This is a genomic window from Neorhizobium sp. T25_27 (genome assembly GCF_002968565.1).
Lineage (GTDB): Bacteria > Pseudomonadota > Alphaproteobacteria > Rhizobiales > Rhizobiaceae > Neorhizobium > Neorhizobium tomejilense.
In genome coordinates this window covers 1-12,988 of record NZ_PVBJ01000007.1, presented here as the reverse complement: position 1 = coordinate 12,988, position 12,988 = coordinate 1, and the positions used below count along the sequence as shown (strand labels likewise).

At 59.8% G+C, this 12,988-nt stretch carries 13 protein-coding genes; 5 read left to right on the top strand and 8 right to left on the bottom strand.

The annotated features are described in order from the left end of the window. Nucleotides 1–9 precede the first annotated feature (9 nt). From otnI to C5J24_RS19335, 4 genes are all read left to right on the top strand, one after another. Nucleotides 10–801 (top strand): 2-oxo-tetronate isomerase, encoded by a 792-nt coding sequence (gene otnI / locus C5J24_RS19345; protein ID WP_105420176.1) that lies wholly within the window; start codon nt 10–12, stop codon nt 799–801. Nucleotides 802–910: 109 nt separating this feature from the next. Beyond that, nucleotides 911–3,019: a beta-galactosidase gene (locus C5J24_RS19340; RefSeq protein ID WP_105420568.1), complete on the top strand. Its 2,109-nt coding sequence runs from the start codon at nt 911–913 to the stop codon at nt 3,017–3,019. Between the two features lie 78 nt (nt 3,020–3,097). Further along, nucleotides 3,098–3,286 (top strand): hypothetical protein, encoded by a 189-nt coding sequence (locus C5J24_RS31965; RefSeq protein ID WP_172724058.1) that lies wholly within the window; start codon nt 3,098–3,100, stop codon nt 3,284–3,286. Further along, nucleotides 3,283–4,194, top strand: a complete 912-nt coding sequence (locus C5J24_RS19335; protein WP_342588836.1) for a nucleotidyltransferase and HEPN domain-containing protein — start codon at nt 3,283–3,285, stop codon at nt 4,192–4,194. Before C5J24_RS31965 ends, C5J24_RS19335 begins: the two co-directional genes overlap by 4 nt. Nucleotides 4,195–4,429: 235 nt before the next feature. Here the strand turns inward: C5J24_RS19335 and C5J24_RS19330 are convergent, their stop codons facing one another. From C5J24_RS19330 to C5J24_RS19315, 4 genes are all read right to left on the bottom strand, one after another. Then, entirely contained in the window at nt 4,430–5,029 is a 600-nt protein-coding gene (locus tag C5J24_RS19330; RefSeq protein ID WP_172724057.1) for a DUF4405 domain-containing protein, read from the bottom strand. Between the two features lie 89 nt (nt 5,030–5,118). Next, nucleotides 5,119–5,640 (bottom strand): cytochrome P460 family protein, encoded by a 522-nt coding sequence (locus C5J24_RS19325; RefSeq protein ID WP_245446718.1) that lies wholly within the window; start codon nt 5,638–5,640, stop codon nt 5,119–5,121. A 35-nt stretch (nt 5,641–5,675) separates the two neighbouring features. Further along, entirely contained in the window at nt 5,676–6,662 is a 987-nt protein-coding gene (locus tag C5J24_RS19320; protein ID WP_105420566.1) for an aldo/keto reductase, read from the bottom strand. A gap of 428 nt (nt 6,663–7,090) precedes the next feature. Then, on the bottom strand, nt 7,091–7,930 hold the full coding sequence (locus C5J24_RS19315) for an SDR family NAD(P)-dependent oxidoreductase (protein WP_105420170.1): 840 nt from the start codon (nt 7,928–7,930) through the stop codon (nt 7,091–7,093). A 119-nt stretch (nt 7,931–8,049) separates the two neighbouring features. Here C5J24_RS19315 and C5J24_RS19310 point away from each other — a divergent pair, with 119 nt between their 5' ends. Then, a complete protein-coding gene (locus C5J24_RS19310) occupies nt 8,050–8,943 on the top strand; it encodes a LysR family transcriptional regulator (RefSeq protein WP_046668536.1) in 894 nt (297 codons plus the stop codon). Nucleotides 8,944–9,021: 78 nt separating this feature from the next. On the opposite strand, the gene C5J24_RS19305 is transcribed toward C5J24_RS19310, so the two are convergent. The 4 genes from C5J24_RS19305 to C5J24_RS19290 form a co-directional block, all read right to left on the bottom strand. After that, a complete protein-coding gene (locus tag C5J24_RS19305; RefSeq protein WP_105420168.1) occupies nt 9,022–11,262 on the bottom strand; it encodes a xanthine dehydrogenase family protein molybdopterin-binding subunit in 2,241 nt (746 codons plus the stop codon). Nucleotides 11,263–11,273: 11 nt separating this feature from the next. Then, complete coding sequence (locus tag C5J24_RS19300; RefSeq protein WP_105420166.1) at nt 11,274–11,747, bottom strand: (2Fe-2S)-binding protein; 474 nt, start codon at nt 11,745–11,747, stop codon at nt 11,274–11,276. Nucleotides 11,748–11,983: 236 nt separating this feature from the next. Continuing rightward, on the bottom strand, nt 11,984–12,358 hold the full coding sequence (locus tag C5J24_RS19295; RefSeq protein WP_046668539.1) for a cytochrome c family protein: 375 nt from the start codon (nt 12,356–12,358) through the stop codon (nt 11,984–11,986). 352 nt (nt 12,359–12,710) lie between these two features. Then, nucleotides 12,711–12,988, bottom strand: a 278-nt coding sequence (locus tag C5J24_RS19290) for a helix-turn-helix transcriptional regulator (protein WP_172724056.1), incomplete at its 5' end; no start/stop codon positions are given.

Here is a 12,988-nt window from a genome sequence, read left to right as displayed (position 1 = left end):
ACAGTGCCAGTGCCGAAATTCTCCGCCAATCTCTCCTTCCTCTACCAGGACCTGCCCTTCCTCGATCGCATCGCCGCTGCCGCGAAGGACGGTTTCGGCGGGCTCGAATATCTCGGCCCTTATGCCGAGCCGAAAGAGAAGGTCGTCGATGCATTGAAAGCAAGCGGCCTCGTCCAGGCGCTTTTCAACGTGCCTTCGGGCGACTGGGCCGGCGGCGAGCGCGGCATCGCCTGCCTGCCGGATCGCGTCCAGGAATTCCGCGACGGCGTGGCTCTGGCGCTCGACTATGCCGAGGCACTCGGCTGCGGCCAGGTGAACGTCATCTCCGGCCTCGTGGCGAAGGATGCGGATGTCGATGTTCTGGAAGAGGTGCTGGTCGGCAACCTGAAATACGCCGCGCCGCGCTGCGCCGATGCCGGCGTCAGGCTGCTGATCGAGCCGATCAACCTGCGCGACATTCCCGGATTTTTCCTCTCGACGACCGATCATGCGGAACGCGTCCTCGACAAGGTCGGCTCCGACAATCTCTACATCCAGTACGATTTCTACCACATGCAGATCATGCAAGGCGACCTCATCCCCACCTTCATCCGCCTGAAAGAGAAGATCGCCCATGTACAGATCGCCGACAATCCCGGTCGCAACGAGCCGGGCACCGGCGAGATCAACTACGATTTCATTCTCCGCGAACTCGACCACCTCGGTTACGACGGCTGGGTCGGCTGCGAATACAGGCCGAAGGCCGGCACCAGCGAAGGCCTTGGGTGGATGAAGCCCTATCTCCCCGGAGGGCCACGCTAAGATCAATGCTTTTCGGAACTAAACGGACACCACCGACGCCACTTCCAGACCGGAGCCCTTCTCCGGAAGGCGGAGCCATGTCCGAACATCGATGAAGAAGGACAGGACCATGCTCAAAAACGATATCCAATTCCCCTACGGCGCCGTCTATTTCCGCAAGTCCAATCCGCCCCGCGAAGACTGGGAGCGCGACTATGCGACGGCGGGCGAAGACGGCCTCAACATCTTCCGCCACTGGTTCATGTGGAGCGCGATCGAAACCGCGCCCGGCGTCTACGACTGGGAGGAATACGACCAGCAGATGGATCTCGCCGCCCAGAACGGCATCAAGACGGTCATCGCCGAACTGATCCACGCCGTGCCCGACTGGGCGGTGCGCAAATATGCCGATGCGCTGCAGGTCAATGCCGACGGCACCAGGCTCGGCTCCTATATGGGCGTCTCGGCGGCGACCGGCGGCTTTTCCAACAATGGCGGCGGTGCGGGCGCACTGACGCTCAACTGCCCAGAAGTCAAGGAAGCGGCCGGCCGGTTCCTGACGGCACTCGCCACCCGCTACAAGGACCATCCGGCGATCTACGGCTACGACGTCTGGAACGAGTGCAACTATTCCGCCGATGTCGATTACAGCAGCTATACCAAGTCGGCCTTCCGCACATGGCTGGAGAAGAAATACGGCACGCTGAAAGTGCTCGCCAAGGCCTGGCATCGCTACAGCTATGCCGAATGGGAGGACGTCGAGCCGCCGGTCCACATGGCGCCCTATCCGGAGTGCATCGACTGGCTGCAGTTCAAGCGCGACAATTTCTACGACCAGATGCAATGGCGCATCGACACCATCCGCGCCGTCGACCCGAAGAACACCATCGCCGCCCACGGCATTTCCGGCGCCATCCCCAACATGGCGGCGAACGGCTGCGACGACTGGCTGGCCGCCTCCAAGGTCGAGATCTACGGGTTCACCTGGATCCAGGCGCGCAAGGGGTCGGAAGCCTGGAAGAACTGGTACGGCGTCGATATCAACCGCGCCGCGGCGCGTGGCAAACCCTTCTGGCATGCCGAGCGGCAGGGCGGACCGCTCTGGCTGCAGCCGCAGGTGATCGGCCGCGACAAGGATGACGGCCGCGTCGCCGAGCCCGAGGATATCCGCCTGTGGAGCATGACCTCGTTTGCGGGCGGTGCCCGCGGGGTGCTGAACCTGCGCTGGCGGCCGCTGCTCGACGGGCCGCTCTTCGGTGCCTTCGGCGCCTATGGGATGGACGGCGCCCGCACACCACGCTCGAAGATGCAGAGCGACATGGCGAAATGGGCGAACGACCCGGCGCAGGCCGCCCTTTGGGAGGCGAAGCCGGTGCGCGGCGAAATCGGCATCCTGGTGGTTCCGGAGACTCAGGAATGGGATTACCTGCTGAACTACGACCGCAAGGAAAAACCCTATCCGGAAGCGATGTGGGGGGCCTATCGCGCCTTCCTCGAAACCGGCGTCCAGCCGGACTGGGTCCATATCGACGATATCGACGCCTATGATCGTCTCTATTTCCCCTATCCGATCATGTTCACTGCCGAGCAGGCAAAACGCCTCGCCGCCTGGGTGGAAAATGGCGGAACGCTGATCGCCGAGGCCTGCCCCGGTTATTTCGGCGACCGTGGCCATGTCGGCCAGGTGCAGCCGAACATGGGCCTCGACAAGGTTTTCGGCGCTCGCGAGGACCAGGTCGAGTTCATGCCGGATGTCGGCGACCGCATCCATTTCAAGCTGGATTGGGCGGCGGTGGATGGCGGCGGTTTCCTGCAATCCTATGTGCTTGCCGGTGGCACCGCGCGCGGCAATTTCGACGACGGACGACTTGCCGTGGTCGAGAACACTTATGGCAAGGGCCGGACGCTGCTGATCGGCACCAATCCATCGGTCGCCTATTACAAGTCGCAGGGCAAGACGAACGGCGCCTTCTTCGCCGAATTGCTGCGCTGGAGCCGCTGCGCGCCGCATGCGACCTCGTCGAACAAGGCGCTGTTCGCGCGTATCCATAAGAGCGAAAAAGGCAGCTTCCTCTGGCTCGTCAACCCGACCCGCGCGGCGCAGTTGACCGAGGTCAAGCTCGCCGAAGGCCATGGCCGGCTCGCTACTGGAAAGGCGGCCTGGCCGATCGGACACGCCCATGACGGCGGCATGATCGAGGTGCCGGCCCGCGACGTCCTGATCCTGCCGCTCGAATGACATCGGTCCGCGCCTCACCTTGCTCAAACCTTACGTTACAGGGAGAACGGCCCGCAAGGGCGGGCAAGCTGCGCTATTATGGTCGACCCGGAATTTAAACGGATGTTCGATCATGCGCAGGGGGCGATGAAAGCCTACCGCCTGACCCTGTCTTCTTTGCCGATCCCTTCTTCCGTGCGCCGTGCCGTGTGTGTAGAAGCAAACGACGCAACCATTCGTATTGCAAGTGCAGCTCCTGTCCTTTCTGAGGATCATCGCCGTCCATGATGAAGTCATCCCTCGATCACATGCCACCGCGCAAACAACGCGAACTGGCCCAGGTTCTGGAGATCCTCCACGAAGAATTCGAGGACGCGCTGAAGGAGGGCACGGCCGACTTCAAGAAGCGCGGCCGGATCCTGAAGGTCATCCTGTTCGGCTCCTATGCCAAGGGCGGATGGGTCGACGAGCCGTTCACCATGAAAGGCTATCGGTCAGACTTCGATCTGCTGATCATCGTCAACGACCGCAGGCTGTGCGAGTTCGCCGACTACTGGTACAAGGCTGCCGACCGGCTGATCCGCGATACGTCGATCGAAACGCCGGTGAGCTTCATCGTCCATTCCAGGCGCGAGGTGAACACCTACCTGAAGGAGGGGCAGTATTTCTTCTCCGACATTCGCAAGGAAGGCATCGTCCTTTATGAACTGGATGACGAGCCGCTGGCGGAGCCGCAACCGCTGTCGCCGGAAGATCGGTTGCGTATTGGTAGGAACCACTTCTCTGAACGATTTGAGTTGGCCCGATCCTTTGCTCAAGGCGTTGGCTACTACTTAGACCTGAAGAATACCCGCTTGGCAGCATTTCTTCTCCACCAGTCGCTCGAGCAAGCCTACTCCTGCGTCCTACTGACGCTCACGAACTACGGGCCGCCTTCCCACAACATCAAGTTCCTGCGCTCTCTCGCCGAGGAACAGGACCGGCGGCTGGCCGATGCCTTTCCGCGCGACCAGCATCGCGAACGGGCCTGGTTCAATACGCTGAATGAAGCCTACGTGAAGGCGCGGTACTCAAAGCACTACGAGATCAACGAGGAGGCGCTCTCGTGGCTGGGAGAGCGGACCAGCCTGCTGCTCGAGTTGGTCAAAGACGTGTGCACAGAGCACCTTGAAACGCTTGAGCGGAATAGCGGTTAGCGTATTCGATCAGTCGGCAAATGTACGGTTGGAACTGGTCCCCTTTGCAGGACCCTGTTTTACAAAAGCGCTACGTCTCCAGTAGCGGACATCGGCTCGGCCTGGATGGAATGACCGATTTGGGGCCGACGGCAGACCGTCCGCTGCTAGGACACGCAACGCAAAAGCTGACGTTAGGGTGCTGCGCGCTTAGGCTAGGATTGGTCCATTGCAGCCATGATACACTAAGTCACAATCACGATGCGCGCCAGCTTCGAGACTTTGACCAGATGTTCAGCACCGTCATAGTGTAGTGCGTGGCACATGCAAATAGTCCGATGATCGAGCCCAGATGGACAAAAAATTCGAGTGGTGCCTGGCTGAAACCCCAGAAATCCATTGTGATCTCAGCCTTCAGCCTCGACCGGAGGCCGAGGACAAAGAAACTATTGATTCCATAGCCGGCGATTGCGAGGGCGGTCATCTGGAGGATGGCGGTCCTAACTGCACTCCTTTCGACGAACCCAAATAATCTGCTTGTCACACCCATTATCTTTGACCATCGCATGCCGACGTGGATTGAAACGATGAGAAGCGACCAGTATGCGGCGAGCCCGTGGATTTGCCGGGTGCTGGATCCCCCACCGAATGGCAGAAAGTCGAACAGGCTGCGAGAGATCATCAAGCTCGTCATCAGAAGCACGATCGTCGTGGCCGCTAGAAAGAATACAACAACGATGTCGGCTGAAACACGGAGGTTTCGGCGGGTCTTCGCAGCTCTCGCGTACCAACGGCGGTTGAATGTGTTGTGGACGATCAGAAGCGCGAACATGACCGTTCCCGCGATCTCGTGCATTGCGTTTCCGAGCCAATCGTAAGCCAGGGCGACCATCAACAAGCCGCCCGCAACGAAAACCACTCCCAAGCGAGTAAGAAGCGAGGATATCACGGAAGATAGTCCCGCATCCTGTTAACGGTGAACATGAAGTCGTTGTTGGCCGCGGATTGATGGCAGGACTCGCATCGGTCAGCGATGGCCGCGCGGTTGACCTCGCCGTTAATATCGAACTGCTGGAAATGCCAATCACCGGTGCGCTTCTCCTCGTCGACCTCTAGGCCCCAATCCACGCCCTTCTCCATGACGAAATAGCTGGTTAGAGCACCGTCGTCATAAATCTCCAGTACAAGCCTGGTGCCCGGCGGTAACGGCTGGCCAGCCTTCGCGATGTCGATCGTTTCCTTCAGGGCATAGGCCAGCTCGCCACCTGAGCCACGCCTGTAATCTCCATACATAACCATCTGCTTGAAATCTTTCGGGAAGGTAGCGCGGTGGCGGCCGTGGCGGCGAGGTTCGGCGCTAGGAGCAGAGCGGCCCCAAAAAGGGCGACAAGGGCGGGGCGGAACGAAGGCATGGGGATCCTTTTTGGATGCAGGAATGCGGCCGATCGCGGCCCAGGCAAATGTCAACGGGCGCCGCTGTGGGCGCCCGTCGTTTGGGAAGGTCAGGCGTCGACGTCTACCGATTCCATGTACATCGGGCTCATGCGCCCGCCATGCACCGTGATGGTGGAGAGCACGGCGTCGATCTCGACGAGATCTGCAGGCGTCAACTCAACACGGAGCGCGTCGAGATTTTCATTCAGGTGTTCAATGTTGCGGGTGCCAGGTATCGGCACGATAAAAGGCTTCTGTGCTCTCAGCCATGCCAGCGCGACAGCCGAAGGCGATACCCCCTTTTTCGCCGCGAACTGGCTCAGGAAGGTGATGATCGGCATATTCGCTGCCATGTTTTCCGCGGTAAAGCGTTCAAAATTCGCGCGAAGGTCCGTTTTCGGGTCGAACTTGGTGTTGCTATCGATCCTGCCGGTCAAATACCCCATCCCGAGCGGGCCCCACGGCACGAAGCCAATTCCGAGTTCCTCACACGTCGCCAGGACACCATTCGTCTCGGGCCCGCGCTCCATCATCGAGTATTCCGTCTGCACTGCCGTTACCGCCTGAACCGCATGGGCTCGCCGGATCGTCCTGGGGCTCGGTTCGGACAAGCCGAAATGCAGCACCTTGCCTTCCTGGATCAGGTCCTTGACGGCGCCTGCCACGTCCTCGATTGGCACGTTCCTGTCGACGCGATGCTGATAGAAGAGGTCGATGCGATCGGTCTTGAGGCGCTTCAGCGATGCTTCAGCAACCCGCTTGATGCGTTCCGGCCGGCTGTCCCGCGCGGTGGTCCCGTCGAGGGCGAAGCCGAATTTAGTCGCGATCTTCACCTCGTCGCGGATGGGAGCCAAGGCTTCACCCAGCAACTCTTCGTTTATGAATGGCCCGTAAACTTCGGCCGTGTCAAAGAAGGTCACGCCCTTGTCATGGGCGGTACGCAAAAGTTGGATACCCTGGGCGATGTCGGCCGGCGGACCGTAGGTGCCGCTGATGCTCATGGCGCCGGCGCCGATTTCCGACACCTCCATATTTCCGAGTTTGCGCGTTTTCATGGTCGATCCTGCCTGTGTGGTTGGCTTATCCGACGATGCGGCCCAGGCCATTGGTACCAGCGGCAAGGTTGCTCCGGTAATGGTCGCCCCAACCACAAAATCTCGGCGGCCGATATTCAGCTCGATCGCCTGATGTCTTTGCTTTTTTTCCATGATCAGTCTCCAGATTGACCGCGACCAAGAGGGCGTCGTCTACCGAAACGTCGGTGTGACGAGGCAAGCAGTGCCCTCGTCTTTGCGGCTCATGTTGACGGCTTGAAGAATAGGATTCACTGGATCATCCGATTAGGCGGGAATATCTGCATAGCTTTAGAAGTGGCATTTCTGAATTCGAATGATCGCTCAGCGCTGGGTGAATGCCGATCGGCGGCAGGTAGTCATCGGACCTCGGCGGCGCGGGTGTGGGTCGGTGCACTGCCGAAGAAGACCTAGGCCTCGGCTTCAAACCCCAGTGAAACCGATAGCTCCCGGTGGGCTTCGATCTGCTGTTGCAGCAGCGCAATTTTCTGTTCCACCATACCGACTGCGTCGGCACCCGCGATGAATCGGCGGGGCAACTCCGCCTGGTTCACCAGGGTGATCAAGGCTTGAGCGAGTTTTGCGGGATCACCGCTCTGTTGTCCGTTGGCGGATTTCCAGAAGGCCAGGTGCTCGTCGCGCCGTTCGTCGTAGTCGCTGATGGATATCGGAGCGTATTGTGTGGATTCGTCGGTCAGAAGCTCGGTCCGGAAGAAGCCCGGATTGACGATCATCGTTTCGATCCTGAACGGGGCCACTTCCCCCTGCAGCGATTCCATCCAGCCATCGAGGGCGAACTTCGACGCGGCGTAAGCGCTGCAAAATTCAAAGCCGAGCAAACTGGCCGTGGACGAGATCGAGATGATCTTGCCGGATCTCTGCTTGCGCATTTGCGGCAGGACAGCACGGGTGACGCTCATCGGGCCGATAAGGCTACTCGCCAACTGCAGGTCGATCTGGGCCGGCGTCAACTCCTCGAAATGGCCAGCATAGAAATTCGCGGCATTGTTGACCAGAATGTCGATGCGGCCGAAGTATTCAACTGCGGCCTTAACCGCGACGTCGGCATCCGCCGGCTTGGTCACGTCCAACGTAACAACCAGCAAGTTTTCCGATTGACCGATCGCCTTGGCGACGCGTTCGCGATTGCGGCCAGTCGCGACGAGCTTGTCGCCAGCGGCAAGTACCGCCTTGGCAAAATCGAGGCCCATGCCTCGCCCGGCCCCAGTGATCATCCACACTTTGCTCATGATAGTTTCCTTGATTGTCGGTTCGAAGAATGTCGGGAACTGTGGAACGACAGATAGCGATGAAGACAATTGTTGATTAGTCGCTATAATCGGCATGAAGTCAGAAATGGGATTGATAAATGAGACACGGTGATTTCAGCGAACTTGCAGCTTTCATCGCTGTCGCCGAGGCCGGCAGTTTCACTCGCGCCGCCGCCAAACTGGGGCTTTCCCAATCCGCTGTCAGTTATTCAGTCAGAATGCTGGAGCAGAAGCTGGGGGTGCGGCTGATCTCTCGCACCACCCGAAGCCTCTCGCTGACGGACGCCGGGCAACGCATGCTCAGAAACCTCCGTCCGGCGTTCGATCACATCGAAAGCGAGATCGCAGCCGTCACCGCACTTCGTGACAAGCCTGCGGGTAAGATCCGCATCACGACGTTTCGGTATGCCGCGATAAGCGTACTGTGGCCCGTCGTTGCAAAGTTCCTGGCGGAATACCCCGATATCGAAATGGAAATCATCCTCGACGAGGGCCTCACCGATATCGTGGCGGACCGGTTCGACGCAGGCATCCGGGTCGGCGAACAGGTCCAGAAGGACATGGTGGCGGTGAAGATCGGCCCTGACCTGCGCATGGCAGTCGTCGGATCGCCATCATACTTTGCCAACCACAGAATCCCTCAAACGCCCCGCGAACTGGGGGAACACCGCGGAGTAAGCTATCGGCAGACCACTGGAGGCGGACTCTATGCATGGGAGTTCGAGCGCGACGGAGAAGAACTCCAAGTCAGGATGAACGGGCCGCTCATTTTGAACGATGGACTCATGCTTGAAGCCGCTGCTTTGGACGGACTGGCGCTTGCCTATACCTTCGAAGACCAGGTCTCTAAACATGTCGCAGACGGCAGGCTGATCCGGGTCCTGGAAGACTGGTGTCCGCCGTTTCCTGGCTATCACCTCTATTATCCAAGCAGACGCCAGCATACGGCGGCGTTTGCTCTATTCGTCGAAGCACTTCGTTTCAAAGGCTAGCGTGGGTTGGGCTGTAGCGCGTCTTGGTCCTGTGCGATGCTCTTTACTATGTGGCGCACAGGACCCGCTCATGTCCGTCTAAGCGATGTTGAAAGGCATCTGCCGCACCGGCTTGCCTGTCAAACGCGAGATGGCATTGGCGAACGCTGGTGCCAAGGGCGGCAAACCGGGTTCGCCCATGCCTGTCGGGGCCTCGGCACTTGGTACGATATGGACATCGAACTCGGGCACGTCAGTGATCCTTGCCACCGTGTATTCGCTGAAGTTGCCTTGCTCCACTACACCGTCCTTGAGCGTGATTTCAGAGCCAGGAAGGCAGGCTGAAAGACCCATGATCGCCGCTCCCTGCACCTGTGCTTCCACCGTCCGGGGGTTGACGGCCAGATTGCAGTGAACACCGGCGGTGACGCGATGCAGCTTCGGCTGCCCATCGACGACGGAGGCTTCGACCACGTATGCCACCACGGATGAAAAGGATTCATGCACGGCAACGCCCCAGGCCCTGCCTTCCGCCAAGGTCTTGCTACCGTAACCGCTCTTATCTACCGCGAGCTGAAGCGCATCGCGATGACGAATATGCTCCTCGCCGAACATCCTCATACGGTAGGCGACCGGGTCCTGGTCGGTGGCTCGCGCTATATCGTCAAGCAAGGTCTCCATCACGAAAGCCGTATGCGTGGAGCCAACGCTGCGCCACCAAAGAACCGGTACGTTGGCAACAGGATGATGGACCGTCAGACGCATGGGAAGCGGATAGGGGCTCCGCATCCCCTCGGTTGTCGCGGCATCGATGCCGTTCTTAACCTGGAATTGCTCGAACACCGTTCCCGTGAGGATGGACTGACCGACGATGGTGTGATCCCAGGCGAGCACGTTGCCCTGCTTGTCAAAGCCGATGCGGGCGCGATGAAGGTGCGTCGGGCGATAGTAACCGCCCTTCATATCGTCCTCGCGGCTCCAGAGCATGCGCACCGGTGCGTCGATTCCCGCTGCCTTGGCGGCCTTGGCTATCTGACAGGCCTCCATTGCCGTGTCGCTGCTGCTCGAGAAGCGCCGACCAAAGCCGCCTCCCGATGTGAGCACATTCACCACGACCTGTTCCGGCTTGAGCCCAAGCACGTTTGCGGCAACGCCGGCATCGAGCCCGGCACTTTGGCTGCCCATCCAGATCTCGGCGCGATCGTTCGAAAGCCTGACGGTACAGTTCAGGGGTTCCATCGCCGCGTGAGCAAGATACGGGAACACGAACTCGGCATCCAGGGTGAGCGGTGCCGTTTCCAATGGCGCCATGTCTGTATCGAAAAGGCGCGGGCCAAGGTTAGTCGCAATCTCGCGAAATTGAGCAAGCTGCTTTTCGCTATCGACTTTTTCAACAGCCGATGTGTCCCATTCCACCTTGAGAGCATCACGACCCTGGCTGGCCTGCCAGTACCCGTCGGCAATGACCGTCACACCCTCGGCGCCGCGATCCAACGGGATCCGCAAAACAGCTCTTACGCCTTTTACTGCGCGTGCTGCACTGTCGTCCAGGGAGGCAATCTTAGCGCCGAACACCGGCGGGCGAGCGACAACGGCCGTCAATTGTCCCGGTAACCTGAAGTCGATGCCAAAACTCTGCTGGCCACTGCTCTTGGCCTGCGCGTCCAGACGCTGAGTGGGCTTGCCAATGATGCGGAAATCCGTCGGGTCCTTCAATGCTATCTTCTGGGGCACTGGCAGGGCCATAGCTGCCTCCGCAAGCTCTCCATAACCGAGCTTGCGGCCATTGGAGGCGAGGACCGCGCCTGCCTCGGTCCGCAGCGTGACGACGTCAACGCTCCAGCGAGCCGCCGCCGCAGCAAGGAGCATGGCGCGGACGCGCGCACCCAGTTCGCGATACTGCGTAAAGCTGTTCTTGATGGTGTTCGAACCGCCGGTAAGGTGCATGCCGAAGAGCGGATCGACGTAGGCCGCATCATTGGTACCGAGTTGGCTTCGCACAAGACTCCAGTCCGCATCGAGCTCTTCCGCCAGGATCATCGGCAATGCCGTCTGGACACCTTGGCCGAACTCTAACCGATTGATCGTGACCGTCACTTCGCCATTGGTCGCTATCTGAACGAAAGCAGAGGGCTGTTCCGTCGGCTTGAGACCCGCGTTAACTGCGTCAGTGGCCTGCGCGGCGGCCAAGTGAGGGAAAACGCCGACAGCCAAACCGAAGGCTCCCGTCATTTTCAGGAAGCTCCGGCGCGGCATTGCCGGGACAATTGTTGAGCGTCCTTTTTCCAGCATGTGCTGCAGGGCGCGCGGTAATTCGCTGTAATCGATGTTCGGCAACATATGGCGTCTCCTCAGACGAGAGTGCTAGCGGCGTCGGCGATTGCCGCGCGGATGCGGACATAAGTTCCGCAGCGACAGATGTTGCCTTCCATTGCAGCATCGATCTCACCGATGGTCGGCTGCGTGCCCTTTGGCAGGGATGCGAGAAACGCAGTGGCGCTCATGATCTGACCGCTTTGACAGTAGCCGCATTGGGCCACATCGTTCTTCACCCAAGCCGCATGGACGGCGGCGCCGATCCGATCGGTGCCGTCAGTCACCTTTTCGATAGTGGTGATTTTCGCGCCCTGGGCAGCCGAGAGGGGTGTACTGCAGGAGCGAACGGCTTCGCCGTCGAGGTGGACCGTGCATGCGCCGCAGAGCGCTGCGCCGCAACCGAACTTGGTGCCGGTCAGGCCGAGCGTGTCACGCAGGACCCAAAGGATCGGCATCTCCGGGTCGGCATCGACCTCGTGCTGGCTGCCATTGATATTCAGTGTGATCATGGGTGGTCGGTGCTCCTATGGTTCATATGAATGAAGCTCTGGCGGACAGAACCAGTCGCAAAAAGGGTGTTGCGGGCAGGGGCGCCGATGCCCGACGATAACCCGTCCGTCGGTGGCGGATTAGCTTGCTGAGACCGCATGTGGTTAGAAACGCTGCTTCTGAATGCGAGCGAACGTGCGGACAATCACGTGAGGGCTCGGTCGGGGCGCGAAACAGCTCGGTTGGCCGATCGCCACTACTGGGTCAGGGACTTCAGGTAGGCGATGATATTCTGCCGATCCTCAGGGTTGGGCACGCTAGCGGTCATTGTGGTCTTCGGCACGACATCACGGGGCGCTGCAAGGAACCGGTCCAGCATCGCTTCGTCCCACACCAGCCCTGATGCTTTCATGGCCACCGAATAGCGGACGCCCTCCATCGTACCTGCGGTACGCCCAACAACCCCACCGAGGCCGGGCCCCGCCTTCATTTGGTCGGTGGTCGAATGGCAGGCGGAACAGCGCTGAAACGCTTTTTGCCCTAAGGCGGCATCTCCTTCTGCAGCGCCAGCGGCCGTCGTCGACAGTAGGACCAGTGAAAAGGCAGCAACAGAAACCACAATGTTCATCATGCTTGTTCCTCTTGAATGAAGAGTGCGACGTCGAAGGGATGGGGTTGCGTCCTGCATGGCGATGACCGCTTACCTCCGACCCAATCTCCTGGATGATCGTCCGGTGCAGCAACAACGATACGCTTCGAATCCACACGGAGTTAGACGCCGTTGCTTGCATGAGCTTAGAAATGGGGTTTCTAAATGGGCGAAGTAACCGCACGCAGGGCGCGATTCCGCAATGGGGCCGAAAGGGAGCCGGCAGCTTATGGCATCAGGAAAAACGATAGCGCGTCCTTTCGAACGCGTTCTCGTCGGTCACCCTCTGAATATTTTAATAAACGTCACGACGCCGACTTCTCTCAAGCTGAACTTAAGCTACCACTGCCAAGCCCGGCGAAGCGCGCAAGCGGGCTATGTCGCGCGCCGGCGGTTCTCCAAAGTGGCGGCGATATTCGCGAGTGAACTGCGACGGGCTTTCGTAACCCACTTGGAAGGCGGCGGTCGTGACGTCGATGTCCTGAACCAGCATCAGGCTGCGCGCGTCCTGCAGCCTGAGCTGCTTCTGAAACTGCAGCGGCGTCATCGCCGTCACGGCGCGAAAATGCTCGTGCAGGCTCGACGGGCTCATGCCGACTTCCGCGGCAAGCC